The organism is Gillisia sp. JM1, from assembly GCF_000424645.1.
Taxonomy (GTDB): domain Bacteria; phylum Bacteroidota; class Bacteroidia; order Flavobacteriales; family Flavobacteriaceae; genus Gillisia.
In genome coordinates, this window is sequence record NZ_AUKH01000007.1 from 502,589 (window position 1) to 528,163 (window position 25,575).

Below are 25,575 nucleotides of genomic sequence, written 5' to 3' on the forward strand. Positions count from 1 at the left end.
AATGGAAGAATCGCCATTAGTATCGGTAATAATGCCTGCATATAATTCGGCTGAATTTATTGCTGAATCGATTCAATCTGTTTTGCATCAATTTCATTCTAACTGGGAATTATTGATAATAGATGATGCTTCTGAAGATAATACAGTTGAAATCATCGAAAAATTCGCATCAGAAGATCCCAGAATTCAACTTTTTCAGAATAAAACAAATCAGGGAACGGGTATCAGCAGAAACATTGGTATAAAAGAAGCTCAGGGCTCATATATTGCGTTTTTAGACGCCGACGATCTTTGGCTCCCCGAGAAGTTAGAAACTCAATTAGATTTCATGAAAAGCCATGATCTTGAAATGACCTATTCTAGTTATTACCTGATAAATGAATTTGGACAGGAGCTTCAGAAAAAAATTCAAGCTTTGCCTATTCTCTCCTATAAAAAATTACTCAAATCTAATTATGTAGGGAATCTTACTGGAATTTATAGCGTTGAGAAACTGGGGAAAATCTATAGTCCCACATTAAGAAAAAGGCAGGATTGGGCATTATGGTTAGCTATTTTGAAGCGGATAGAATCCACAAAAGGAATCATAGAACCATTAGCCAAATATCGAATTAGAGAAAATTCTATTTCCAATAATAAGACCGCCCTATTAAAATATAACTATTTGATCTACAGAGAATTTTTGAAATATAGTAAGCTTAAGAGCTTAGTGAAAATGGGAGTTTTTTTAAAGGAACATTTCTTTATTAAGAAAAAGCAGGTAGTTTCTAAATGATGGAAGTAAACTGTTTCAATTTCCCACTTTTATTTCTTTTTAGAATTGGCATTTTCTCAAATTCTACTTGGAGGTTTTTACCCACGAAAGTCTCTATGGCAGCTAATATTTTCTGAACCTGCCCGTCAGAAAGGACATTCTCACTAACATATTCTATTTTAAATTTATCTAATGCAGTTTGTACAATTAGAAATTCTTTAATGCTTCCAGCATCTTCAATAATAGATTTGGTCACATAATAAAAAGTAAGTCCGGGGACTACTTTTCCATCTGCCAAGCGAGCCACATCATTAGTTCTTCCGGTAAGATTTAATAGTACAGGATGTTTAAAAGTACTGTTCTTTGCCAAGGTACCGGTATCTCCAATGTCATACCGAATCATTGGATGTGCTTTATTATATAGAGAGGTAATAACAATTCTTCCTTCCTCGCCATATGGCAAGCTTCTATTATTATCGTCCAAGATCTCTATAAACAAGCTCTCTGCATTTACTATCCATTCGTTATCAGTATTTTCAAAAGCGATAAGCCCTACTTCGCTTGCTCCATACTCATTAAATACGGGGATTCCGAATGTTGCTTCAATAAGCTTCTTATCATTCTCAAAAAGTTTTTCTGAAGTAACAATACAAACTTTCAAAGTGGGACAGGTTTCTTTTAAAACAATTTTTTGTTTCTTTAAATATTTTGCAAAAAGTAAAATTGCGCTGGTATATCCATTAATATAGTCGAATTCAGATTTTTTAAATCGAATTAAAAATTCTTCCATCTTCTTTTCGCTAAGATCGAAGACGTTAAATCTTCTTCGCAAGCTTACCTGATCTTTGAAGCGTTCCGTTAAATTTCCGTAGAAATCTAAAGGGATCCCGTAAAACCTAGCCTGTAAAGATTTGTTGAGGTCTATATCTATCCACTTATATCGGTCTATAAACTCTGCCCAGGTTACCGCATGGCAAAATCGATCTTTTGCAAAAATAAATGGATGCCCACTGGAACCAGAGGTCTTCCCTATATAACTGTTCTTTTTATTATATTTCTTGCTAAGCCTATCGTTTAAAGGTCTCTGCAGATCTGACTTTTGCATTACCGGAACTTCCTCCCAATCTGTAAATTCTTTATTTCCGAAGAAATCTTTATAATAAGAGTTATGCGATAAATGATAATTTACAATGGCTTTCCTGCGATTATGCACATAATCTTCGAATTCTTCCTCTGGAATATCCTGAATTTCTTGTAATAGCTTTTGCGCCCTATTTATAGGGAATTTATTAAGCTGAAGTGAGATTTTGAACCAATTCAAAGGCTGGGAGTGCTTTAATTTATTCGAAATTATTAGTGCTTCAATTTACAAACAATTATTTTTGGGGCAAGAACTTAAAACAACTTCCACATGAATATTTTGATATTAGGTGCCGGTGGCCGTGAACATGCATTTGCTCACAAGATTTTAGAGAGCAAACATTGCGACCAACTTTTTGTTGCTCCAGGTAATGCAGGAACTGCCAAAATAGCTACTAATATCAATTTGAAGGTAACTAATTTTGAAACAATCAAGGAGTTTGTTCTTAAAGAAAATGTGGAAATGCTAATTGTAGGACCAGAAGATCCTTTAGTTCTTGGTATTGCAGATTTCTTCACAAACGACCCTGAATTAACTGAAATAGCTGTTGTAGGACCTTCCAAAAGAGGAGCTTTACTGGAAGGAAGTAAAGAAAGAGCTAAGGAATTCATGTCTATGCATAATATTCCAACAGCTGCTTATCAAAGTTTTACTGCTGAAAGTCTGGAAGCAGGAAAATCGTTTTTAGAAACCTTAAAAGCGCCATATGTGCTTAAAGCAGATGGCCTTGCCGCAGGAAAAGGAGTTCTAATCCTTGAAGACCTGGAGGAAGCTAAAAAAGAACTGGAACACATGCTTGTTAATAGCAAATTCGGAAATGCGGGTGAAAAAGTCGTAATAGAGGAATTTCTGGACGGTATAGAATTAAGTGTTTTTGTCTTGACCGATGGGAAAAACTATAAGATCCTTCCAACGGCTAAAGATTATAAAAGAATAGGGGAAGGAAATACGGGTTTGAATACAGGAGGCATGGGAGCAATCTCTCCAGTTCCTTTTGCAGATGAGGTATTGATGAATAAGATTGAAGAACGTATTGTGAAACCAACGATTAACGGACTTCAAAAGGAAAACATAGATTATAAAGGCTTTGTGTTTATAGGCCTGATAAAAGTTGGAGAGGAACCTTACGTGATAGAATATAACGTAAGAATGGGAGATCCTGAAACCGAAGTGGTTTTACCAAGAATAGAAAGTGATCTAGTAGAGCTTTTCCAATCCTTGAAAGATCAGAAATTAAATGAAGTAAATATAAAGATCTCCCCAAAAACTGCAGCTACAGTTATGCTGGTTTCTGGTGGATATCCGGAAGCTTACGAAAAGGGTGCTGAAATTACGGGATTAAGTGAAATTGAGGATTCCCTTGTTTTTCATGCTGGAACTACTCAAAAAGATAGTAAAGTGGTAACTAATGGAGGAAGAGTAATTGCAGTAACCTCTTTTGGAAAAGATTACAAAGAAGCATTAAAAAAATCTTATCAAAATGTAGATAAACTTCATTTTGATAAGATGTATTATAGAAAAGATCTAGGTTTTGACTTAGCCTAGGAATGAGTGTGCTTTAGGATCACGATCTTCTTCACCGCTATCGTTAAATTTTTTCAACTGCAACATCCAGTAAACTAAAGCTGCAAAACATATAATCACAAAGATCCAGTTCATAAAATTGGCTAGAAACCAATATTCGTCTTGTAATTCTCTTAAGGCATTAAAAGGAATAAATAATATTTCTGTAAAAAGCCAAGCGATTCCTTCAAAAAAATCTTTCATTGTATAACTTTGTTATATTATAGTACAAAAATATAAAAAACGAACATGCTAACAAGCTTTTTTAGCAAATCTAAACCAGTAATTTTGTTAACGGTCATTCTTTTTATGACTGTTTTTTACATTTTGGCTAATTTGAAACCAGTATTTCAGGAATTTGAAATGTACACGCTCTTTACAAAATTTGGGGTGTTGGTGAGTTTTTTGGTGAGTGCAATGGTGCTAGATTTTATTGCAAAGAAGAACGAACTTACCAAAAGGAGCGGTTTTAAGATTCTAATATTTGCAGTCTGCTCGGTTTCCTTTTGGGCGATTTTGCAGGATAATCAAATAATTGTGGCCAACTTTTGCATTCTACTTTCTTTAAGAAGAGTGATAAGTTTAAAGTCTAGAAAGGATATTCCTTTGAAGATCTTTGATGCTACTTTTTGGATTTGTATTGCATCGCTTTTCTATTTTTGGTCTATTCTTTTTATTTTTATTGTTTATAGCGGAATATTATTTCATGCAATTAATTATTTTAAAAACTGGCTGATTCCACTAGTTGCAATTTTCATAGTTTTTATATTAGTTACTGCCTTTCATCTTTTGGTCAATGACGTATTTTATACCTGGGCTGCCTGGTTTCAGGAGAGTTCTTTTAAATTCGAAAACTATCAAAATCTAAGCGTTTTAATTCCCATAAGCATTATCTTGGCATTAACCTTATGGACGCTATCTCACTATTTCAAGCTCTTTCAAAAATCTGGAATTAGATCTAGACTCACCTACATGTTGGTGTTCATTACGCTTCTGATTTCTGTTTTTGTGGCGATCCTATCTCCTGTGAAGGATGGCAGCGAGTTGCTATTTTTCTTTGTTCCATTCTCTATAATAGCATCTAATTATTTTGACAGTAATAAAGAGAAGGGTTTTAAAGAAGTGCTTTTAATAGCGCTTATTTTAATGCCTATTTTGCTTCCGGTCTTTCTATAATTTAACTTATTTAGGAGCTTCGGATATAAATACCTACAGGCTTTCCAATATTTCAAAATATAATACCTTTGTTTTCCTATAGAAATTTCAATTAAATTATAGACTCCTATAAGGAGTTGCATTTTTTATAAATAAAATAATAAATCAAACATGTTTTCAGCTAAAGCAAATAAGATCTTCAAAGAGGTAATAGATAAGTATCATTTGGTTAACTCTGTAGATCAATCATTTGAGAATCCATACAACAAAGACACTCAACTTATAGAACATTTACTTTTTAGAAAGTGTTGGATAGATACGGTACAGTGGCATTATGAAGATATTATTCGCGATCCTAATATAGACCCAGTTGCAGCTTTAACATTAAAGCGACAAATAGATGCTTCTAACCAGGACCGTACAGATATGGTGGAGTTTATTGATAGTTATTTTTTGAAAAAATTCAAGGAAGTAACGGTTAAATCTTCTGCAACTATTAATTCTGAAAGCCCTGCTTGGGCAATAGACAGACTTTCTATTTTGGCATTAAAGATCTACCATATGGATGAAGAGGCTAATAGGGGAGATGCTTCTGAAGATCACCGCTATAAATGTCAAATTAAACTGAATGTTCTTTTGGAACAACGAGTAGATCTTTCTTCAGCAATAGATAGGTTACTTGAAGATATTCAAAATGGTGATAAATATATGAAGGTGTACAAGCAGATGAAGATGTACAATGACGATGAGTTGAACCCTGTTCTAAGAAAGAAGAATTAGTTGTGAGTTGGAAAACCAATATATCGAAACCATCTAAAGATAAAAGCAATTTGCGACAATCTGAGGAAGCGCATATATTGGTTATTAGACTATCTGCACTTGGTGATGTAGCTATGTTAGCTCCAATACTACGAGTAGTCGCCGCTACTTATCCTGGCTTAAAAATAACCTTACTTACTCGTGCTTTTTTTACCCCTATTTTCAAAGACATCCCAAATGTAAGTGTATATGAAGCTGATATTAACGGGTTTCATAGTGGTGTTTTTGGATTAAGCAGATTAGCTAAAGATCTTAGGGATCTGGGTATTGATGCTGTAGCCGATATGCATGACGTGTTGAGAAGCAATGTTTTAAAATCGGTTTTTTATTTCTACGGAATTCCAGTTAAGCAAATTGATAAAGGAAGATCAGAGAAGAAGGCGCTAACCGCAGCAAACAATAAAGTTTTTAAACAATTAAAAGCAACTCATGAGCGCTATGCCGATGTTTTTGCTGAATTGGGATACCCTATAGATCTTAGTCTACATGAGTTTCCAGAAAAACAGAAGATCTCACCAAATACCCGAGAGATCACCGGCAAGAATCCTTTAAAATGGATTGGAGTAGCACCCTTTGCTCAACATAATTCTAAGGTATATCCATTAGACCTTATGGAAAAGGTATTGTCTCAATTAAATATCGCAGGGAAAATTCAAGTTTTTCTTTTTGGTGGAGGAAAAAAGGAAGCAGCGATGTTGGAGGAACTGGCAGAAAAATATGAACGTATTACTTCACTTGCGGGAAAATTAAAGTTCGAAGAAGAATTGGCACTTATTTCAAATTTAGACGCTATGCTCTCTATGGATAGTGGGAATGCTCACTTGGCGGCTATGTATGGAATTCCTGTGATCACGCTTTGGGGCGTAACGCATCCATACACCGGATTTAAATCTTTTGAACAGCCCTTAGAGAATTGTATTTTGCCCGACCTCAATAAATATCCTCAAATCCCAACTTCAATCTATGGAAACAAAGTTCCGGATGGATATGAAGATGTAATGCGGACAATCTCTCCAGAACTAGTGGTTCTAAAGATCAATTCAGTTTTAAATATTCCTTAAGAATCTGTTTAAAAAATAAAGAACCTCATAACAATTTGGGGTATGTCCTGAATTCTCGGGAGGAAAACACACTTGAAAATTTGACCTATCCCGAAAGCTGTCAAGACGGGGGATTTAAACCTCAATGAGGGCTATACATCGTCGTAATCTACCTTTAGGGTAGGAGTTGTAGGATGCGCTTGACAAGTAAGGATTAAACCTTCAGCGATCTCACTATCTGTAAGGATCTGGTTTTTTGCCATCTCTGCTTTTCCTTCAGTAATTCTCGCGATGCAGCTACTGCAAATTCCACCTTGACATGAATAAGGAACATCTAAGTCTTTCTCTAAGGCTGCATCCAGAACTGTGTCTTTTTTGTTCATAGAAAAAGTGGTTTCCTCATCATCTACCAATACAGTAAGTTTGGTTTCACCTTCTAAATTGGCTTCAACTTCTCCAGAATCGCTAGAGGTAAAAAGCTCGAATAAGATCTGTTCTTTTTCAATTCCATTTTTCAACAGAACTTCAGAAACGCTATCAATCATTACCTCTGGCCCACATAAGTAGAACTTCTCGAAATCTAGATCGTCAAACTTATTTTTCAGCACGTAGTTTACGGTACTATTTTCAATTCTTCCGAAGTGAGCATTCTCTTCTTGAGTTCTACTGTAAACAAATTCAATATATAATCGCTCTGGGTATTCTATTTGAAGTTTTAAGAGTTCCTTAAAGAAAATAGTGTCATCTGGGGTTTTATTACCATATACCAACACGAATTTACTGTCGGTTTCCTTGGTAAGTGCTGTCTTAATAATAGATAAAACAGGTGTGATCCCGCTTCCTGCAACAAATGCAGCATAATTGTGTTTGGTACTGCTAGCCTCAAAGACAAACTTTCCTTCTGGTGGATGCACTTCTAACACATCTCCAGCTTTCAGTTTGTTATTTGCTAAAACAGAAAAAGTCCCACCTTCAACCTCTTTAACGGTAACTTTATATTCGTTTGTATTTGGAGCAGAACATAAAGAGTAGGCTCTTCGCACTTCTTTTCCTTCTAAGTTTGTTTTAAGAGTAATATATTGACCAGCTTTAAAAGAAAAAAGTTCTTTAAGATTATCCGGCACTTCAAAAGATAAACTGACCGCTTGTGCAGTTTCGCGGATAATTTCTTTTATATTTAGGCTATAAAATTTATTCATAACATTCAATTTGGCTGCAAAAATACAAAGTCTATCCTTTTTTATTTGTAACAAATTGGTAAATTTCCACACTTCTATATATAAACACTAACTATTATGTTCAAGCGCTTATTCTCGCTAGAGTGGAAATCATTTTTTAGATCGGCAAGCTTAGGCAAGAGTATGGGCCTCAAAATTCTAATGGGATTTTTGGGTTTGTATTTTATTGCTGCATTCCTGCTATTCGGGATTGGCTTATATCCCCTTATTAAGGAATATTTCCCGGGAGAAGAGCCCTTGTATTTAGTTAACAGATGGTTTTTAGTATGGTTGGTCTTGGAGCTGGTATATAGGTTTTTACTTCAAAATTTACCCATCATGGATATCAAACCATTGATGCTGCTGCCTATCAAGAAACGAAAAATGGTGAATTTTGTGCTTCTAAAATCCTTGTATTCGTTCTTCAATTTCCTTCCCCTACTAATTATTATTCCTTTTGGAATCTTTAATATTTACAAACAAACCTTTAGCACGGGAGCAATAATAGCATGGATGATCGCCATGATAGGCCTTACTCTTTCTGTGAATTACGCGAACTTTATAATTAAAAAGAATTTTACCGATAATATAAAAGCATTAATTCCTGTAGTTGTAAGCATTGCGGTGATAGTAATCTTAGATTACTTCAAGATCTTTGAAAGTAGTGTTTGGTTTGGAAAAGGACTTAATGCAATTCTTGAGTTTCCTTTACTGGCGCTTATTCCTATTCTAATTGGTGTCATTTTTTATAAATGGAACCAGAAGGATTTAGAAAGTAAATTTTATTTGGATACCACTTTAAAGGATGAAGTAAAAGACGCAAACACCAACGAATTTCTATGGACTAGACGATTTGGAGATATAGCACCGTACTTGCAACTAGACCTGAAAATGATCTGGAGGAATAAAAGACCCAAAACAACGGTTTACATATCTATTCTGTTTCTGGCTTATGGCCTCATCTTTTATGGTAATGATGCTTATCAAGGGATGCCGGTAGTCTTTGTTTTTGCTGGGATCTTTATTACTGGGATCTTTATGATCAATTTTGGGCAGTTCATTCCAGCCTGGGATGCGGGATATTATCCACTTATTATGGCACAGAATATCCCATTAAAGAAATACTTAACAGCCAAAGCGGGTTTAATAACCTTTAGCGTAGTTGTGCTAGCAATCCTTTCAACCCCATATTTATATTATGGCTGGAAGATCTTTTTAATTAATTTGATATGCGCAGTTTATAATATAGGGGTCAATATTCCCATTTTGCTTTATGCAGGATCTTTCAATAGAAAAAAGATAGATCTGGATAAAAGTCCATTTATGAATTACCAAGGAACGGGAGCTACACAGTATATAGTAGGACTTCCACTCCTGCTAATGCCATTGCTTATTTTCTGGATAATTAATAAGTTCATTTCTTTTGAAAGCGCTCTTACCGTATTATTCGTACTAGGAATAGTAGGATTAATTTTAAGGAATCGCGCTATCGGCTTTATTGCGCAACGTTATAATAGACAGAAATATGCTATGATTGAAGGTTTCAAACAATCTGGCGAATAAAATTACAACCATGATCACAGCTACAAACCTTACAAAGAAATATAAAGGAACCACGGTTCTAAACATAGAACATCTGGATATTCCTACAGGCCAAAGCATGGGTTTGGTAGGAAATAACGGTGCTGGAAAAACTACATTTTTTAGCATGTTATTAGATCTTATTCAGCCAACAACAGGAAACATTTTTAATCACGAAATAACCGTGAGCCAAAATGAAGAGTGGAAGGAGTTTACAAGTTCTTTTATAGATGAAAGTTTTTTGATTGGATATCTTACTCCTGAAGAATACTTCTATTTTATTGGAGACCTTCGGAAGCAAAACAAAGCCGATGTAGATGCACTGCTTTTAACTTTTGAAGATTTCTTTCATGATGAGATCTTGGGGAAACGGAAGTATTTGAGAGACCTTTCCAAGGGGAATCAGAAGAAAGTTGGAATTGTAGCAGCTCTTATAGGAAGCCCAAAAGTTATAATCTTAGATGAGCCTTTTGCTAATTTGGATCCAACCACGCAAATACGGTTAAAAAAAATAATTAAAGAGCTTACCGCCCAAAAGGAAACTACTATTTTGATCTCTAGTCACGATCTTATTCATGTTACAGAAGTTTGTGAACGGATTGTTTTGCTAGATAAGGGAGATCTTGTAAAAGACCTTATGACTTCTACAGCTACTTTAGATGAGTTGGAAACTTATTTCTCTAAGGATTTAACTCTGAAAGAAGAAGCTTAGTTTTTAGATTGCTTTTTCAACTTATCAATTTCTAAAAAGAAACGTATTTTAGCATACTAAATGTAAAGGACTTCTGTTATTTATAATATCAAGAACTTATTGATTTTGAATAAATTCACACACGTATTGGGTTGCCTGTTTTTGGTGATTGCGCTTTCCGGTTGTTCCAGAAAAAAGGATAAGTTCATCAACAGGGGTTGGCATGCTATAGGTACAGAGTATAATATTCTATATAATGGAGGCCTTGCTCTGGAGCAGGGTAAGCAGGAAGTTGCAGGTTCTTATAACGAGAATTTCTGGGATATACTACCGGTAGAAAGAATGCAAATTTCTGAAGAGATCTCTTTGCCCGGAACGGTGAAAAATGAATCTTTTAAGCTTTCTGAAGAAAAAGCAACTAAGGCCATTCAAAAACATTCGATGCTTATTGAAGGAAATGAAAATAACCCTCAAATAGATGAAGCCTATCTAATGCTTGGAAAAGCACGTTATTTCGATCAACGATTTTTCCCGGCCTTGGAAGCCTTCAATTATATTCTTCATAAATATCCTGCCAGTAATACTATAAATCACGCACAGATCTGGAGGGAAAAAACCAATATCCGACTTCAGAACAATAAATTGGCCATCAAGAATCTTAAACGAATTATTAAGGCTGAGACCTTAAAAGATCAAGATAAGGCAGATGCTAATGCTATGTTGGCACAGGCATATATCAATATCAGTCACCCAGATAGTGCTATTACACCTATTAGAACTGCTGCAGAATATACGAGTAATAACGACGAAAAAGGCCGTTATTACTATATCCAGGGGCAACTATATAATTTATTGAAACAAAGAGATAGCGCCAATTATTCTTTTGATGAGGTCATAGAACTCCAAAGGAAAACTCCACGAGAATATTTAGTGAATGCTCAAATTGAAAAGACCAGAAATTTCAATTTTGAAACTGAAGAGCCGGCCTTATTGCTGGCGCGTTTAAAGGAAATGGAAGAGAATCGGGAAAACAGGCCTTTTCTGGATAAGATCTATTTTCAGCTAGCCGAATATTACAATCATATAGATTCTACAAATGTCGCAACATCCTATTATAATAAATCTCTGAGAGAACCTTCCAAAGACAATTATTTATTTTCTCTTAATTATGAAACGCTTGGAAATATAAATTTTGATAAAGCTTTATATCGAGAGGCCAGCGCGTATTATGATAGTACCTTAACCAAGATCCCAAATACTTCTCGTGATTATTTCTTTGTTGAACGCAAACGAGATAACCTTAAGGAGGTTATTTTTTACGAAAGCATAGTAGAAAAAAATGACAGTATCTTAGGCTTTGTGGCAATGCCAGAAGATGAACGTGTAGATTATTTTACCCGATATGCTGAAGAATTAAAAGAAAAAGCTGTAGCTGAAGCAAAAGAAGGATCAGTTCCGGAGGCTACCCAGCCTACAACACCTGCTTCCCGTAATACTCCGGGTGCACCACCTGCTCTGGGAGGTAACGATCCAGCAAATACCTTTTATTTTTATAACCCAAGAAGGGTTTCCTCAGGCCTAGAGAGCTTTGTTAGAACTTGGGGGCCAAGAGAATTAAGGGATAATTGGAGATTGAATTCAAGTAATTTTACCAACATAGAAAAAGATGGTTTAGATGAGGTTTCCGGTCTTATTATTTCTAACAACCCTAAATTCACGGCTCAAACCTACCTGGACCAAATACCAAGTGATCCGCTTCAAATTTCAGAATTAGAAAAAGAGCGAAATGATGCTTATTACAGCTTAGGACTAATTTATAAGGAGAAATATAACAAGCCTGATTTGGCTTCAGAAAAACTTACAGCTTTATTGGACTTCACGGAAGAAGAGCGGTTAGTGATTCCTGCTAATTATTATTTATATAAAATAAACCTCGAAAGAGGAAATAATTCAGAAGCCGAAAGATTTGAACAAGTGGTTTTATCCCAATATCCAGATTCTAGATATGCCTCTAGAATTAATAATCCAGATCTTGCCATTGCTCAAGAAGATGAAGCTGAAAACAAATATAAGGAGCTCTATATTCTTTTTGAAAAAGCTGAATTTTTAAAGGTGATTGAAGAGGCAAAGATTTTTGTAAATGAATATCCTGAAGAAGAGTTGTTGCCTAAAATTGAATTATTGAGAGCTAGAGCGATGGGAAGAATTTATGGAGTGAATGCCTATAAAGAAGAATTATCTACAATCGCAGCTAATTATCCACAAACTCAGGTGGGGATTACCGCCTTAGAATTGTTAAATACTGCAATTCCTGAAATGGAGAAAAGCACACTAGAGATAAATAGCAATACAGCTTCTAATTTAAAGTTACTCTATTCCGTTGAAGTTGCAGACCAACAAAAAAGCAATGTTTTAAAAGAAGTCCTTGAAAAGGCTATTTTGGAGCTGGATTACGCGGGGCTATCTGTTTCTCAAGATGTTTACAATTACAAGTTGAAATTTGTTGTCGTTCATGGACTAGATGCATATAGCAACGCAGAAGGTTTTGCAGAACTGCTTAACATCAATAAGAAATACAAAGTGGAGATAACTCCGGTTATAGTTTCTTCAGAAAATTACAGAGTAATTCAGCTAAAGAAAAATCTGGATACTTATATAGAATTAATTAATAAACAAGAACCCTAGATCAATGTTTAATAGCCCAACCAAATCAAAAGAAAAAACGGAGACCAGTAAAGAGCAAAATCGAATATCAGCAGGAACAGTTATTACTGGAGATATTGAAGCAAAAGGTGGTTTTAGAATAGAAGGAAGCCTTATAGGAAATTTATCTACCTCTGGAAAAGTGGTTATTAGCAAAGGAGGTTTAATAAAAGGAGATCTAACTTGCCAGAATGCCGATTTTGAAGGATCTTTTGATGGGGAACTTAATGTTGAAGAAACTTTATCTTTAAGGTCCTGTGCTGTTATTGATGGAGAAGTGAATGCAGGGAAATTATCTATTGAGCCTGGTGCTTCTTTTAATGCTACTTGTACTATGAAAGGTGCTGTAAAATCCCTAAAAAAAGATGACCAAAAACAAAAAGAACGCTCCGCTTGATAAGTACTTGGAGTTTGTAAATATCGCTTTTCAGATGGCAATTATCATTGGAGCAGCATTGCTCCTGGGAATTTGGCTAGATAAAAAATTTCCGAATAAATTTTCGGGTTTTACTATTGGGATAACGCTTTTAGGAGTGTTTGTAGCCCTATTTCAGGTGATTAGAAAAGTTAGCAAAATGAGTAAAGAACAGTAAACCCTTCATATGAAACAAAAACTACTTGATTTTTCAAAAATATTTCTCCCTTTTTCATTAATTCTGTTTGTAGTCCATTTTATCACAAACCAGATATTTTTCGAAGAAATCATCTTTTATTATAGTATTTGGGGTATTTATGCCTTTCACATTACTTCTACATTCCTGATTTATTTTTTGCTGGTTTACGTGTATTTGAACCTTAGTGACAAAACCGGATTTGCATTTATGGGTGCCAGTCTTTTTAAAATGCTGGCTGCGGTTTTGTTTTTGCTGCCAATGCTAATAAATAATGAAAACAGTCCTTTTATTAATTTACTTTCATTTTTTATACCCTATTTTCTATACCTTATTTTGGAAACCATCTTTGCGGTAAAGCTTATTAATTCAAGGTAACTATTTGAATCTCAATTAAATTCATATAAATACGAAAAGAGACAAAAAAAAGAATTATTGCTTTTAGATTTAATTAAAAAGCATACCTTTGCACCGAAATTTTGAGCCCACCATTATTAAGTTTAACAGGATTATGACAGCACAAAAATCTTTTAAGATTGTAATGGCATTTGCCCTAGCCTTTCTTCCTTTACTTGCTTTTTCTCAGGAAGAATCATCTGTAGAGGAATTTGCAGAAGAGTTTAACGCCACAGAAATGATCATGCATCACATAGGTGATTCTCATGGTTGGCATTTTTTTGGAGAAGGTGAGAATTCTTACACAATACCATTACCGGTTATTCTTTTTACAGATAATGGATTTGTAACTTTCATGTCCAGTGAGTTTCATCACGATACCGAAGCTAAGCATATTGTTGAGAAAGACGGAATGCGTTTTGTAAATTATCACGAGGATATTTACCAGCTGGAATCTGGGGCGAATACTGTAGAATTTGATGAAGAAGACCACCCATTAAATGCTACTACTTCGTGGGATTTCTCTATTACCAAGAATGTGGCGGCTATGTTCATAACCGTTATTCTTATGTTGATTTTCTTTTTGTCACTCGCTAATTATCATAAAAAGAACTCTAAGGCTCCTTCTGGATTTAATAATGCCTTGGAAGCGCTTGTCTTATTTGTAAGAGATGAAATAGCGATCCCTCAAATAGGGGAAAAGCAGTATATGAAGTTTATGCCATTTTTACTCACGGTATTCTTCTTTATCTGGATCACGAATTTATTAGGCTTACTGCCAGGAGCAGCAAACGTAACTGGAAATATCGCGGTTACAGTTTCTCTGGGGTTGTTTACGTTGGCCCTTATTATTATCAACGGGAATAAAGCATATTGGAAACACATTTTCTGGATGCCGGGAATTCCTACATGGGTAAAACCTATTCTTGCTATTGTTGAAGGTGCCGGGGTAATAATTAAGCCTATAGCATTAATGATTCGTTTGTTTGCGAACATTACGGCGGGGCATATAATTATTTTGAGTTTAATTGGATTGATATTTATTTTAGAAAATGCGGGAGTTGCAGGTATATCTGTTCCTTTTGCATTATTTATAACAATTTTGGAATTGCTAGTAGCATTCCTTCAAGCGTTTATTTTTACGATACTGTCTGCCCTGTTTATCGGGATGGCAGTTGAGGAACATGAACATCATTAATTATTTTTAATTATTTAATTTATTTATTATGGAATTATTGTATGTAGGTCTTTCGGCATTAGGAGCCGGTCTTGCGGTTTTAGGAGCTGGAGTTGGTGTTGGTAAAATTGGTGGTTCTGCAATGGATGCTATTGCCCGTCAACCAGAAGCTTCAGGAAAAATCCAGACAGCTATGATTATTGCCGCTGCACTTGTAGAAGGGGTTGCTCTTTTTGGAGTTGTTGCCTCTTTGCTAGGTGTTTTAAGGTAGTTAATTTCAAAATCTATTCGCAACGGTTGGTTGCGAATAGATTTTTAAAAATGATGTTTTAAACTTTTATTGAATATACTATGGATTTAATTACTCCTGAAATAGGTTTGTTTTTTTGGCAAACCATCGTCTTCTTAGTCTTGTTATTCGTTATGGCAAAATTTGCCTGGAAACCAATATTGGGTGCTATAAAACAAAGAGAGAACTCTATTAATGATGCTTTACTTTCTGCAGAAAATGCTAAAAAGGAAATGCAAAACCTTCAGGCTGATAATGAGAAACTGTTAAATGAGGCAAGAGCGCAAAGAGATGCAATGCTTAAAGAAGCACGCGAAATAAAAGAGAAAGTTGTTTCAGATGCAGCTGCAGAAGCTCAGGCTAAAGCAGATAAGATTGTTGCTAATGCACAGGTTATTATCCAGAACGAGAAAAATGCTGCAATGGTAGACCTTAAAAATCAGGTTGCTACTTTATCTATCGAGATCGCAGAAAAAGTTATTCGTGAACAATTATCTACTACAGAGAAACAACACAAATTGGTTGAGGATATGTTAGCAGATGTTACGTTAAAATAAGTTTATGGAAAGTACCAGAGCTGCACAGAGATACGCGAAAGCAATTTTAGAATTGGCAAAAGATCAAAACGCTACTGAGTTGGTCAATAATGATATGGTTTCCATAAATGAAACTATTTCTTCCAGTGAGGAGCTACAAGATGTTTTGGCTAGTCCGGTTGTGAAAGACAATGTTAAAAAGAGTGCATTGAAGGAAATCTTTAAAGCAGCTCACACTATAACCTTGGGAGCTTTTGATATTCTTGTAGACAATAACAGAATTATCCAGCTTCAAGCTGTAGCTAAAAGTTATACTGCTCTATTTAATGAAATGAACCACATACAAGTTGCTGAAGTAACTACAGCGGTTCCATTAGATGCTAATCTGGAAGCTAAGATACTTGAGAAAGTAAAGGAGCTTACAGGAAATGTGGCAACTTTAGAAAGTAAAGTAGATCCAAGTATATTGGGAGGTTTTATCCTTAGAGTAGGAGATCTTCAATACAATACCAGTGTTGCAAAAAGTCTTAGTAATTTAAGCAGAGAGCTTACTAACAACACGTATATTTCAAAAATTTAATGAAAACAGATACGCTTTAGGTGTATCAATTTTATTCTAAATAATTATGGCCGAAGTAAATCCAGCTGAAGTTTCAGCAATATTAAAAAAACAACTTTCAGGTTTTGAAGCAAAAGCTACTTTAGACGAAGTAGGAACAGTACTAACCGTTGGGGATGGTATTGCACGTATTTATGGTTTAGCTAATGCTCAATATGGAGAATTAGTTGAATTTGAAAGTGGATTAGAAGGAATTGTACTTAACCTTGAGGAAGACAATGTTGGGGTAGTACTTTTAGGACCTTCTAAAGAGATTAAAGAAGGGTCTGTAGCAAAAAGAACTCAGCGTATTGCTTCTATCAATGTTGGTGAAGGAATTACAGGTAGAGTTATAGATACTTTGGGAGCTCCAATAGATGGAAAAGGTCCTATTCAAGGAAAAACTTACGAAATGCCATTGGAGCGTAAAGCACCAGGGGTTATTTTCCGTGAGCCAGTTACAGAGCCTATGCAAACAGGGATCAAAGCTATTGATGCTATGGTGCCAGTTGGAAGAGGACAAAGAGAATTAGTTATTGGTGACCGTCAGACAGGTAAAACTGCTGTGTGTATTGATACTATCTTGAATCAAAAAGAATTTTACGATGCAGGACATCCTGTACATTGTATATATGTGGCTATTGGACAAAAAGCTTCTACTGTTGCTGGAATTGCTCAGAAATTAGAAGCAAAAGGTGCTTTAGCTTATACTACTATTGTTGCGGCAAACGCATCAGACCCTGCTCCAATGCAAGTATATGCTCCTTTTGCAGGTGCTGCAATTGGTGAGTATTTTAGAGATACTGGTCGTCCTGCACTTATTGTGTTTGATGATCTTTCTAAACAAGCAGTAGCATACCGTGAGGTTTCGCTATTATTACGTCGCCCACCGGGACGTGAAGCATATCCTGGGGATGTATTTTTCTTACACTCTAGATTGTTAGAGCGTGCGGCAAAAGTAATTAACAATGACAAGATCGCTTCAGAAATGAATGATCTTCCAGATTCTATCAAGCATTTGGTAAAAGGTGGTGGTTCTTTAACTGCATTGCCAATTATTGAAACTCAGGCAGGAGATGTTTCTGCATATATTCCAACCAATGTAATTTCGATTACAGATGGTCAGATCTTCTTAACATCAGATTTATTTAACTCTGGGGTTCGTCCAGCGATTAACGTAGGTATTTCTGTATCTCGTGTGGGTGGAAATGCTCAGATTAAAGCGATGAAAAAGGTTGCAGGTACTTTAAAATTAGACCAGGCGCAATTCCGTGAATTGGAAGCATTTGCTAAGTTTGGATCCGATCTTGATGCTGCTACTTTAAATATTATTGAAAGAGGAAAGCGTAACGTAGAAATCTTGAAACAAGCAGAGAATGACCCTTTCCCGGTAGAAGATCAAATTGCAATTATTTTTGCAGGAGCTAAGAACCTTTTAAGAGATGTTCCTGTTAACAAGGTAAAAGAATTTGAAAAAGAGTATTTAGAATACTTGAATTTAAAACATCGTGCTACTTTAGATGGTTTAAAAGCTGGAAAACTTACAGATGAAATTACAGATACTTTGGTGTCATCTGCAAAAGAGATTTCTTCAAAATATAAAGCATAAAAAATTCTTAATTATGAATTGAGAATTCAGAATTATATAATATGGCAAACTTAAAAGAATTACGTAACAGGATTACTTCGGTTTCATCAACCATGCAGATTACCAGTGCCATGAAATTGGTGTCGGCTGCAAAGTTGAGTAAAGCACAGGATGCCATTACTGCAATGCGACCTTATTCTGAAAAGTTGACGGAATTGCTACAAAGTCTTAGTGCTTCTTTAGATGCAGATAGCGGAAGCCCATATGCTGAACAAAGAGAAGTTAGCAAGGTTTTGATAGTTGCTATATCTTCTAACAGAGGATTGGCTGGAGCTTTCAATACAAATATTGTTAAAGGTGCTCGTGCAGTTGCTGCTTCAAAATACAGTGATAAGAACGTAGAGATCTTAACTTTAGGAAAAAAGGCGAATGATGTTCTAAGTAAGACTTATACAGTTGCAGAGAACAATAATGCTATTTTCGACGATCTTAAGTATGATACTGTAGCTGCAATTGCAGAAAATATTATGCAATGGTTCTTGGATGGAAAGTATGATGAGATCTCAATTGTTTACAATAGGTTTGTAAATGCTGCAACTCAAGATGTAATAACTGAACAGTTCTTACCTATAGAGAAATTTGAAACTGAAGAGAATGTAACTTTAGATTATATTTTCGAACCAGAAAAGGAGCGGATTGTAAAAGATCTTATTCCTAAGTCTTTAAAAATGCAGTTATTTAAAGCGATGAGTGACTCGTTAGCATCAGAGCATGGAGCTCGTATGACGGCGATGCATAAAGCAACAGATAACGCAACAGAATTGAGAGATTCGCTTAAATTGTCTTATAACAAAGCAAGACAGGCAGCTATTACTAATGAGATCTTAGAGATCGTTGGTGGAGCTGAAGCATTGAATAACTAAATCTAGCGGTGGCGGACTCAAATCACTCACTTTTTGAAGCTATTAGCAATTAGAAATAAAGCATTTTTGTTTAATACCAACCAGTATTAGTCGTGGCCCTCACATTTTTTAATGCCAGTTTTCTGATGGTATTTTATTGAATCTGCGTTGGTCAATTCTTATTAATGTATGTTAATTTTATCGTTTATAACTTAAAACCAAAAATATCTTTGATTATAGCTACGAATTTGTCCTCAGAATAAAATTAAATCTTAAGCTTATTTAACTTCAAAAGTTTTACTTAGAGATATCGGTTTTCCATCACTTGTAAACCCTTCCAGATTTATCTCGAAACTCCCTTCGAGATCTGAAGTGAAAAATCGGAGCTTATTTCCGGTTGTTTTAAAGTTTATTTCGGGATTCCACAACAATTGATACCTATAATCTGGAATTCGTTCTAAGTTTTCATTATTATAATTAGGGCTATAATATATCTTTAAAATTTGGGCAGTAATAACTTCTTTAAATTTTATAGAATCATCTCTAAATTCATCCGGAAAATTTCCATCTTTGGTTTCTACTACAACCACTCCCTGATATGTTTCGGGACCAAAAAAGAATTTGCTTCTAAGAAGACCAATGCTTTGAATCTTTTCAGCATCAAAAGAAACCAGTTTATCGTGGTCCTGCACGACAACTCCGTCAACGATCAATAATGCGGGTAATGTAAATTCACCATTGGTGTTTTGGTTTCGTACTAAAATGCTATGTGTTCCATCGCCATTCCTTTTAACTCTTCCATATTCAATAATCTCGACAAAGGTTTGCGTAACATCAGGAAACCTTGTATAATTATCTAAGTTGAATTTTAAGAGTTCGTTGTTAAAGAAATATCTTTTATTCTTAGGGAAAATCGATTGGTCCGCTTTAGTTATGGAATAAGCATTTTCGATTTGATTGTATACACTTTTTTCAATAATATATTCTTTAAAACCATCGTCAATAATCGGTTTTTTGAAAACTAATTGAGAAATATCTGGTTGAATTGTTTGTTTTAGCTCTACGTTAAAATCCTGCTGCTTGTCACCTACCAATTGCAATAAAAGTTCATTTACAGCCAGGTCATTATTAATAGTAAAACTAAATTCGCCCATGTCGTTTATGGAAACAATATTTACCTGACTTTCTTCTCCAGGAGAAGATATTATTAAATTTTTGGATTTTAATAAAGAATTATCTTTTACAACCACTCTACCACTTACAAGCGATCCTCTTACTTCCGGGAGAATTAAAGTATCCGAATAATTCCAGCTTATGTTCTCGTAAAGTTTATTATAATTGATACTTTTTATTCTTTTTGGTTTACTAAAATTATCTATCCGTCTTACAGAAATTGAGAAATCACCTAATATTTCATATGATGTTTCAAAATTCACCACAACTTCCTCTCTCAGTGAAAATGAATTTTTATTAAGTTTTAACTTAAAATCAGATGACACTTCAGGCTCACTTTTTTGCGACAATATTTCAGGATTTTCTTCAAGAATAAATCCTTTGTTTTCTTTTTGATATGGATTTAAAATATGAATATCCTGTTCAAAATAATTTTTTTCAGCATTCAACATCCAGGAAGTATAAGCTAAAATTTTATAAGCTCCTGAAGGCAGGTTGGAAGGAATAAAGAAATCTGAATAAGACTGGCCGTGCTCTAGGTTCAACTTCTGTTGAAATACTTCTTCTTTATCTGAATTCAACAATATCACCCAGCCAATTTTGCTTAGATCACTTAATTTATTGGTTTCTGTATTTAGGCAATAGAATTTATAAAGCAATTTTTCTCCGCTAAATAATAAACTACTGTTTAAATGAAGATAGACCTGTTCTTTGTAAATCTCATTTTGAATAAAATTTTCATCAGTTAGGGTTTGCGCATTCAACCAGTTGGTGAATGTTGTATAAAAAACGAAAAATATAAAAATGTTTTTGATCATTCTTTTAGTTTGTAATTAATCTACCCAAAATTCTGGTTTTTCATTAGTGCCAAAAACTGTACAATCTACACATCGGGTTGGAACCACGAGGAAAGCGCCACCTGGAGTTGTACCAGACCATTTTACGCTACCTTGTTCTAATTGGGCTATTAAGGCAGTGGTGCTAGGTGTTGTTTCTTCGCAGGCAGCATAAGGCACAAAACGAGTTCTTATGCTGTTGGGATTGTAAAAATCTTCATAATTAAAATAGATTCTTTTTTCGGAAACAGATGATACATTAAAAAAACCAATTACTTTTTCATCTGGATTATTAATGTTTGAGATATTGCCCGCAAAAAAACCTGGCTGACTTTGAGAAAAAAGGTTATCGGAACTCGACAATTCTTTAAGAATCTCATAATAGGTATAGGCTTCTCTGCTAATAATAAATTGCTTTACAAGAAGGCTGTATCTATTAGAAACACCAGGATTGTTTGACTCTATAAATTTAATTAGTAGGTCGTTTACACTGTTTTCAGAGAGGGAGTTCGTATTGGCCAGTATTATTTCCTGCGAATTGGTAGTACGGTAACACGTATACTCTTCTTTTTGTTTAGGGACTTCTACAGGCACCCCATCTTCAATAATTAAATCATTGACTTTAAAATAATTTGAATTGAATTTAAAAGTCTCGACATATTCGTATTTGTAATAATTAGCAGTGCCATTGGAAGTCTGGTTGTTTAAAGTGATCGCCACACCATTTTCTCCCCTATAGTCAATTCTATTTGCTTTTAATTGATCAATGCTGTTAGTTCCGAGTAATTCCATTGGCTCAGACTCATATTCTTTGCCATTTGCTAAAATATTAAGTTGGTAATAGATACCTAGCTGGGCTGCAAAACTATCTCTGGAAGTATAAATTCCCGACTCGCCTTCTTCGAAAAAATATTCGATATTTCCTATTACTTTTACAGTAGCCCCAGATAAAGGATTGGGTCCTGTGGTATCTATAGCAAAAGCCTGAAATATTTTAATCTGGTGCTGCTTTACTTCATTGGTTATAGTTGCCTCTATAACAATTGCCTCCTCAAAACCTGAAGATTCCAAGGGGATTTCTTCTACACAAGAAACTACTAACGCTATTAAAACGAAGAGGATCATGTAATTTTTATTTTTTAAAAGTAATTTCATCAATTTCATTAGTTATTTAAAACCTAAAATTATAGGTGATGGTAGGAATTGGAATAGAGAAAATAGAGCTTTGGTAGGCCTTAACTTCCCCATTATCCGTCACAAAAAATATCGAGTATGGATTATTTCTTCCCAAAACATTATAAATCGAGATATTCCAAAAACTATGCGCAAATTTTTCGATTTTATGATTTCCTTCTACGTTAAAGCTCAAATCTAGTCGGTAATAATCGGGTATTTTGAATTGGTTTCTATCACTATATAATACAAATTCCGAATTATTAGAACTGTATTTCCCAATAGGATACGTTACCGGTCTACCAGTTTGGTATGCTAAGTTAGCTGAAAAGCTAAAACGTTGGGTGAGCTTATAATTTAACACCGCACTAAAATCGTGAGGTTTATCAAAATTAGTTGGAAAAAATGCAGCATTATTTACTGTCTCCTCCCTAAAATTTCCGGCTAATTTTATGAAAGATCGAGAATAGGTATAACCTAAGTATCCATTTAACCTCCCCGTATTTTTTCTAATTAGAATTTCTACACCGTAGGCTTTACCTTCTCCCTGTAAAACTTCGGTTTCAATATGTTCATTTAGGAATAAATCGGCACCAACTTTATAGTCTAAGAGATTATCTGAGTTTTTATAATAACCCTCCAAACTTAGTTCGTAGATATTATCATCAAAATTTTTGAATAAGCCTGCAGAAAATTGATTTGCCCTTTGCGGTTTTACATATGAGTCTGAAAGTTTGTAAGTGTCGGTTGGAGCTGCAGTTGTGTTATTGGATAACGTATGAATATATTGATAGGTATTATTATAACTTAATTTAGCGGAAAATGTAGGTGTTAAAAAATACCTTCCTGAAACTCTAACCTCGGGCCCACCGTAGGTTTCTATAACTTCTCCACTACCAAAGGTTTCCACCCCTGTAACCGTATTATCATTTCGGGGCAAATTTTCTTCATAGGTATTTAATTGAGCTGGTCCAAAAGCGGTGTAGAAAGAATATCTTAATCCCGCATTTATTAAAAGTTTTTCGGTTATTTCAAAACTGTCTTCAATATAAATAGCGGTTTCTATAGCTCTTTCCTCTGGAATACTAAGTGATTCAATTAAAGATTCAGCACTGCCGGGATTAATTTTTCCAGGCGAAACCATATAATATTTTCCGCTTATACCATAATTAAAAGTATGGGCTTTGCTATAAAAATATTTCATTTTCAATTTTAATTCAGAATCATTAATCGTGTACCCCGATTCAAAATCATTGTTAAAATCACTCTCGAAATCCAAATTAAAATCATAATTGCTGTTGGTTACCACAATTTCTCCTTGGTGTTTTTCACTAAAAAACTTATTATAAGACAGGGAAACTACCCTGTTAGTATAACTAAACAAGGAATCTGAAGTAATACTAAAAACATCATCACTGTAATAACCGCTTACATTTAACTCGTCATTATTGTCAAATTTATGGTTGTATTTTGCCACAACATCGTAAAAGGAAGCCTGGCTATCTTTTAAGGATTCATCTTCTAGAAGATTTAAAATCCAATCGGAATAAGTACCTCGACCCCCCACAATTAAACTCGATTTACCTTCAACAATAGGGATCTCAAGGCTTACGTTTCCTGTTACAGGCCCTATGGAAACCTCACCAGCAAGTTCTTCTTTGTTTCCTGTTTTGGTATTTAGGTCAAAAACAGAGGACAACCTTCCTCCATATTCGGCGGGGATACTTCCTTTATAAATACTTACATCACCCGTAGTAAAAGGGTTTAACCCAGAAAATATTCCGAAGAAATGAGTGGGATTATATATAACTCCTTCGTCAAGTAAAATTAAATTCTGATCGGTTTTTCCTCCTCTTACATTATATCCACTCGCAGCTTCACCGGCGGTGGTAATTCCTGGTAGGGTGGTTGCAACTTTTAAAATATCACGTTCACCCAGAACCAAAGGAATGTTCTTAATATTGGCAACATTTATTCTTTCTACTCCCGTAAGAGCAGAGCGTACATTTTCCCTTGCATTGGATGCTACCAAAACTTCGCCTAGCTCCTCAAAACTCTCTTCCAGTTGTAGATTTAAAACCCCGTCATTATAAACTATAAGGCGCTTTTTAACTTTATCTACTCCTAGGGCTTGAGTTTCCAGAATATTTATTCCTTTAGGAAGCCTAATTTCATAATTTCCATTAATATCTGTAACTGTTCCTATATTTTGATCAGCAACCAAAATATTTAATCCTGAAATGGGTTCTCCTTTTTCTGAAATCACCCTACCAGAAAGTCTATACGAACTCCTACTAGATTGCCTATCTTCTTTTCCTATTAAAACGGTTTCAACTAATTCAGCCTGCTCTTTATTATCATTATAAAATAGAGGATCTGTATTTTGAGTTTCTCCTACGACTTTTGTTTCCTTCGGAGTTTCTAAAAAGCCTTCTGGCAGTCTATCATAAATTATACTACCGCGGGTTAGAATGATACGCTCCCCTTTTATAAAGTAATTAATATTGGTTTTCTCCAGTATGCTTTCTAATATTTCTGTCAATTTAGTTTGTGAATATTCACCTGAAAATTTTTTGGAACCAAACCAGTTTTCTTCAAAAAAAAATTGGTATTCGGTTTTTGTTTCAATTTCAGTTAAAATTTCAGGGAGTTCTTTGTTTTTAAAGCTTAAAGATATCTCTGGGACGCTTGTTTGTGCGTAGGCGAAGGGGAAAGATATAAGTAATATAAGGAGTAAATATTTTCTCATTCTTGAATTTTGTTTGTAGAATTTGAAATCAGGGCATTCATCTCACTGGCTAGGTTATTCATAAAAGCATCTGGATTATCCCTGGATTGCTTCCTATATTTACTATAATAATTTCTTATATCACTTTTCAGATTGGAAAATTTAGAAAATAGATCTCTTCGGTTATCCAACTCAAAAAATTCATTGTTGAATTGAAAAACATAATCTGCGTCTGCATTACTAAACTCAGTATAAGCAACACTCTTATCTCTAATTTCCATCCGGTTCTTAAGATGTTTTTTAAAAATCTTAAACCGACCTTCTTCATTAATAACTTCGTAAAAACCAATGATATCTAAATTATTATTGGCTTTAAGATACCTGAATATATGGTCGTTAATCTGAAATTGATTTACTTTATCACTAAATAGTTGAAAAATAAAATTTCCTAGATCCTTATGCAGATTCACCAGAACTAGATCATCATAAACATTATATTTTAAAGACACTTTGAAAAAAGTTTGCCCATCATAATTCACAGAGCCATTCTGAAACTTCTGAGTTTCGAAAAATTTATGTTTTTCGTTTACCATCCTATCCGTTTCCAAATACTCCATCCCTCTAAATAAAATAGAATTTTCAATTCCCGTTTGCTGATCGAACCAAGAATAGATTATTTCTTTAGAATAATTCTGGGAAAAAGTGGAAACAGAAATTAAGAAAGTTGAAAAAGTAAGAAGGTAAGTTTTATACATTCAATAGGTATTGGACAAATAATTCGTAATATTTTGAGTAAAATACAAAATAAAATAATTATTCCTCACTATTTTATCTTTTAAATTATATTAGTGTGGTCCGGAAAAAAAACTCAGGATGTCGTTGAGGCTAGAAGCAAAGTGGATTT

Annotated in this window: 24 protein-coding genes; 17 read left to right on the forward strand and 7 right to left on the reverse strand. The window is 34.6% G+C overall.

Going from position 1 to position 25,575, the window contains the following annotated elements:
• Nucleotide 1 precedes the first annotated feature (1 nt).
• Nucleotides 2-775, forward strand: coding sequence for a glycosyltransferase family 2 protein (locus H033_RS0102255; RefSeq protein WP_026836884.1), 774 nt, complete (start codon nucleotides 2-4; stop codon nucleotides 773-775).
• Here H033_RS0102255 and H033_RS0102260 read toward each other — a convergent pair.
• The gene (locus H033_RS0102260; protein ID WP_026836885.1) at nucleotides 768-2,075 is read right to left on the reverse strand and encodes a phenylacetate--CoA ligase family protein; all 1,308 of its coding nucleotides are present in this window, start codon (nucleotides 2,073-2,075) and stop codon (nucleotides 768-770) included. The genes H033_RS0102255 and H033_RS0102260 overlap by 8 nt on opposite strands.
• Before the next feature lie 90 nt (nucleotides 2,076-2,165).
• Here H033_RS0102260 and purD point away from each other — a divergent pair, with 90 nt between their 5' ends.
• On the forward strand, nucleotides 2,166-3,440 hold the full coding sequence (purD, locus tag H033_RS0102265; protein ID WP_026836886.1) for a phosphoribosylamine--glycine ligase: 1,275 nt from the start codon (nucleotides 2,166-2,168) through the stop codon (nucleotides 3,438-3,440).
• Here purD and H033_RS0102270 read toward each other — a convergent pair.
• The gene (locus H033_RS0102270) at nucleotides 3,432-3,662 is read right to left on the reverse strand and encodes a DUF6341 family protein (RefSeq protein ID WP_026836887.1); all 231 of its coding nucleotides are present in this window, start codon (nucleotides 3,660-3,662) and stop codon (nucleotides 3,432-3,434) included. The two genes, purD and H033_RS0102270, sit on opposite strands and share 9 nt — an antisense overlap.
• A 45-nt stretch (nucleotides 3,663-3,707) precedes the next feature.
• On the opposite strand from H033_RS0102270, the gene H033_RS0102275 reads away from it, so the two are divergent.
• From H033_RS0102275 to H033_RS0102285, 3 genes are all read left to right on the forward strand, one after another.
• Nucleotides 3,708-4,634 carry a DUF6427 family protein gene (locus H033_RS0102275; RefSeq protein WP_026836888.1) on the forward strand — a complete coding sequence of 309 codons (927 nt, stop codon included), beginning with the start codon at nucleotides 3,708-3,710 and terminating at the stop codon, nucleotides 4,632-4,634.
• Between the two features lie 150 nt (nucleotides 4,635-4,784).
• Nucleotides 4,785-5,393 carry a DUF4254 domain-containing protein gene (locus tag H033_RS0102280; protein ID WP_026836889.1) on the forward strand — a complete coding sequence of 203 codons (609 nt, stop codon included), beginning with the start codon at nucleotides 4,785-4,787 and terminating at the stop codon, nucleotides 5,391-5,393.
• Between the two features lie 2 nt (nucleotides 5,394-5,395).
• Entirely contained in the window at nucleotides 5,396-6,493 is a 1,098-nt protein-coding gene (locus H033_RS0102285; RefSeq protein ID WP_051227735.1) for a glycosyltransferase family 9 protein, read from the forward strand.
• A gap of 131 nt (nucleotides 6,494-6,624) precedes the next feature.
• On the opposite strand, the gene H033_RS0102290 is transcribed toward H033_RS0102285, so the two are convergent.
• Nucleotides 6,625-7,671 (reverse strand): ferredoxin--NADP reductase, encoded by a 1,047-nt coding sequence (locus H033_RS0102290; RefSeq protein ID WP_026836891.1) that lies wholly within the window; start codon nucleotides 7,669-7,671, stop codon nucleotides 6,625-6,627.
• A gap of 96 nt (nucleotides 7,672-7,767) precedes the next feature.
• On the opposite strand from H033_RS0102290, the gene H033_RS0102295 reads away from it, so the two are divergent.
• From H033_RS0102295 to atpG, 12 genes are all read left to right on the forward strand, one after another.
• Complete coding sequence (locus H033_RS0102295; protein WP_026836892.1) at nucleotides 7,768-9,252, forward strand: DUF5687 family protein; 1,485 nt, start codon at nucleotides 7,768-7,770, stop codon at nucleotides 9,250-9,252.
• 10 nt (nucleotides 9,253-9,262) lie between these two features.
• The gene (locus tag H033_RS0102300; RefSeq protein WP_026836893.1) at nucleotides 9,263-9,982 is read left to right on the forward strand and encodes an ABC transporter ATP-binding protein; all 720 of its coding nucleotides are present in this window, start codon (nucleotides 9,263-9,265) and stop codon (nucleotides 9,980-9,982) included.
• A gap of 105 nt (nucleotides 9,983-10,087) precedes the next feature.
• Complete coding sequence (locus H033_RS0102305) at nucleotides 10,088-12,646, forward strand: tetratricopeptide repeat protein (protein WP_026836894.1); 2,559 nt, start codon at nucleotides 10,088-10,090, stop codon at nucleotides 12,644-12,646.
• Between the two features lie 4 nt (nucleotides 12,647-12,650).
• Nucleotides 12,651-13,061: a polymer-forming cytoskeletal protein gene (locus tag H033_RS0102310; protein ID WP_026836895.1), complete on the forward strand. Its 411-nt coding sequence runs from the start codon at nucleotides 12,651-12,653 to the stop codon at nucleotides 13,059-13,061.
• Entirely contained in the window at nucleotides 13,030-13,257 is a 228-nt protein-coding gene (locus tag H033_RS20795; RefSeq protein WP_026836896.1) for an AtpZ/AtpI family protein, read from the forward strand. Before H033_RS0102310 ends, H033_RS20795 begins: the two co-directional genes overlap by 32 nt.
• A 9-nt stretch (nucleotides 13,258-13,266) precedes the next feature.
• Nucleotides 13,267-13,653: a DUF6168 family protein gene (locus H033_RS0102320; protein WP_026836897.1), complete on the forward strand. Its 387-nt coding sequence runs from the start codon at nucleotides 13,267-13,269 to the stop codon at nucleotides 13,651-13,653.
• Nucleotides 13,654-13,786: 133 nt separating this feature from the next.
• Entirely contained in the window at nucleotides 13,787-14,869 is a 1,083-nt protein-coding gene (gene atpB / locus H033_RS0102325) for a F0F1 ATP synthase subunit A (RefSeq protein WP_026836898.1), read from the forward strand.
• Between the two features lie 28 nt (nucleotides 14,870-14,897).
• The gene (gene atpE / locus H033_RS0102330; protein ID WP_026836899.1) at nucleotides 14,898-15,119 is read left to right on the forward strand and encodes an ATP synthase F0 subunit C; all 222 of its coding nucleotides are present in this window, start codon (nucleotides 14,898-14,900) and stop codon (nucleotides 15,117-15,119) included.
• Between the two features lie 80 nt (nucleotides 15,120-15,199).
• Nucleotides 15,200-15,694: a F0F1 ATP synthase subunit B gene (locus H033_RS0102335; protein WP_026836900.1), complete on the forward strand. Its 495-nt coding sequence runs from the start codon at nucleotides 15,200-15,202 to the stop codon at nucleotides 15,692-15,694.
• A gap of 4 nt (nucleotides 15,695-15,698) precedes the next feature.
• Nucleotides 15,699-16,253 (forward strand): ATP synthase F1 subunit delta, encoded by a 555-nt coding sequence (gene atpH, locus H033_RS0102340; RefSeq protein ID WP_026836901.1) that lies wholly within the window; start codon nucleotides 15,699-15,701, stop codon nucleotides 16,251-16,253.
• A gap of 46 nt (nucleotides 16,254-16,299) precedes the next feature.
• Nucleotides 16,300-17,880 (forward strand): F0F1 ATP synthase subunit alpha, encoded by a 1,581-nt coding sequence (atpA, locus tag H033_RS0102345; protein WP_026836902.1) that lies wholly within the window; start codon nucleotides 16,300-16,302, stop codon nucleotides 17,878-17,880.
• A 41-nt stretch (nucleotides 17,881-17,921) separates the two neighbouring features.
• Entirely contained in the window at nucleotides 17,922-18,782 is an 861-nt protein-coding gene (gene atpG, locus H033_RS0102350; protein ID WP_026836903.1) for an ATP synthase F1 subunit gamma, read from the forward strand.
• 257 nt (nucleotides 18,783-19,039) lie between these two features.
• Here atpG and H033_RS0102355 read toward each other — a convergent pair whose 3' ends face one another.
• From H033_RS0102355 to H033_RS0102370, 4 genes are read right to left on the reverse strand one after another with little or no spacing between them, the layout of a single operon-like run.
• A complete protein-coding gene (locus H033_RS0102355; protein WP_026836904.1) occupies nucleotides 19,040-20,752 on the reverse strand; it encodes a hypothetical protein in 1,713 nt (570 codons plus the stop codon).
• Between the two features lie 15 nt (nucleotides 20,753-20,767).
• On the reverse strand, nucleotides 20,768-21,925 hold the full coding sequence (locus tag H033_RS0102360) for a DUF4249 domain-containing protein (RefSeq protein ID WP_026836905.1): 1,158 nt from the start codon (nucleotides 21,923-21,925) through the stop codon (nucleotides 20,768-20,770).
• Between the two features lie 16 nt (nucleotides 21,926-21,941).
• Nucleotides 21,942-24,692 (reverse strand): carboxypeptidase-like regulatory domain-containing protein, encoded by a 2,751-nt coding sequence (locus H033_RS0102365; protein WP_026836906.1) that lies wholly within the window; start codon nucleotides 24,690-24,692, stop codon nucleotides 21,942-21,944.
• On the reverse strand, nucleotides 24,689-25,426 hold the full coding sequence (locus H033_RS0102370) for a hypothetical protein (RefSeq protein WP_026836907.1): 738 nt from the start codon (nucleotides 25,424-25,426) through the stop codon (nucleotides 24,689-24,691). The genes H033_RS0102365 and H033_RS0102370 overlap by 4 nt, the downstream gene beginning before the upstream one ends.
• Nucleotides 25,427-25,575 lie beyond the last annotated feature (149 nt).

What these genes read in the sequence shown, in the direction of transcription:
- H033_RS0102255 (WP_026836884.1), top strand. Translation starts at nt 2, where the DNA reads ATGGAAGAATCGCCATTAGTATCGGTAATAATGCCTGCATATAATTCG.
- purD (WP_026836886.1), top strand. Translation starts at nt 2,166, where the DNA reads ATGAATATTTTGATATTAGGTGCCGGTGGCCGTGAACATGCATTTGCT.
- H033_RS0102270 (WP_026836887.1), bottom strand. Translation starts at nt 3,662, where the DNA reads ATGAAAGATTTTTTTGAAGGAATCGCTTGGCTTTTTACAGAAATATTA.
- H033_RS0102275 (WP_026836888.1), top strand. Translation starts at nt 3,708, where the DNA reads ATGCTAACAAGCTTTTTTAGCAAATCTAAACCAGTAATTTTGTTAACG.
- H033_RS0102280 (WP_026836889.1), top strand. Translation starts at nt 4,785, where the DNA reads ATGTTTTCAGCTAAAGCAAATAAGATCTTCAAAGAGGTAATAGATAAG.
- H033_RS0102290 (WP_026836891.1), bottom strand. Translation starts at nt 7,671, where the DNA reads ATGAATAAATTTTATAGCCTAAATATAAAAGAAATTATCCGCGAAACT.
- H033_RS0102295 (WP_026836892.1), top strand. Translation starts at nt 7,768, where the DNA reads ATGTTCAAGCGCTTATTCTCGCTAGAGTGGAAATCATTTTTTAGATCG.
- H033_RS0102300 (WP_026836893.1), top strand. Translation starts at nt 9,263, where the DNA reads ATGATCACAGCTACAAACCTTACAAAGAAATATAAAGGAACCACGGTT.
- H033_RS0102310 (WP_026836895.1), top strand. Translation starts at nt 12,651, where the DNA reads ATGTTTAATAGCCCAACCAAATCAAAAGAAAAAACGGAGACCAGTAAA.
- H033_RS20795 (WP_026836896.1), top strand. Translation starts at nt 13,030, where the DNA reads ATGACCAAAAACAAAAAGAACGCTCCGCTTGATAAGTACTTGGAGTTT.
- H033_RS0102320 (WP_026836897.1), top strand. Translation starts at nt 13,267, where the DNA reads ATGAAACAAAAACTACTTGATTTTTCAAAAATATTTCTCCCTTTTTCA.
- atpB (WP_026836898.1), top strand. Translation starts at nt 13,787, where the DNA reads ATGACAGCACAAAAATCTTTTAAGATTGTAATGGCATTTGCCCTAGCC.
- atpE (WP_026836899.1), top strand. Translation starts at nt 14,898, where the DNA reads ATGGAATTATTGTATGTAGGTCTTTCGGCATTAGGAGCCGGTCTTGCG.
- H033_RS0102335 (WP_026836900.1), top strand. Translation starts at nt 15,200, where the DNA reads ATGGATTTAATTACTCCTGAAATAGGTTTGTTTTTTTGGCAAACCATC.
- atpH (WP_026836901.1), top strand. Translation starts at nt 15,699, where the DNA reads ATGGAAAGTACCAGAGCTGCACAGAGATACGCGAAAGCAATTTTAGAA.
- atpA (WP_026836902.1), top strand. Translation starts at nt 16,300, where the DNA reads ATGGCCGAAGTAAATCCAGCTGAAGTTTCAGCAATATTAAAAAAACAA.
- atpG (WP_026836903.1), top strand. Translation starts at nt 17,922, where the DNA reads ATGGCAAACTTAAAAGAATTACGTAACAGGATTACTTCGGTTTCATCA.
- H033_RS0102355 (WP_026836904.1), bottom strand. Translation starts at nt 20,752, where the DNA reads ATGATCAAAAACATTTTTATATTTTTCGTTTTTTATACAACATTCACC.
- H033_RS0102360 (WP_026836905.1), bottom strand. Translation starts at nt 21,925, where the DNA reads ATGAAATTACTTTTAAAAAATAAAAATTACATGATCCTCTTCGTTTTA.
- H033_RS0102365 (WP_026836906.1), bottom strand. Translation starts at nt 24,692, where the DNA reads ATGAGAAAATATTTACTCCTTATATTACTTATATCTTTCCCCTTCGCC.
- H033_RS0102370 (WP_026836907.1), bottom strand. Translation starts at nt 25,426, where the DNA reads ATGTATAAAACTTACCTTCTTACTTTTTCAACTTTCTTAATTTCTGTT.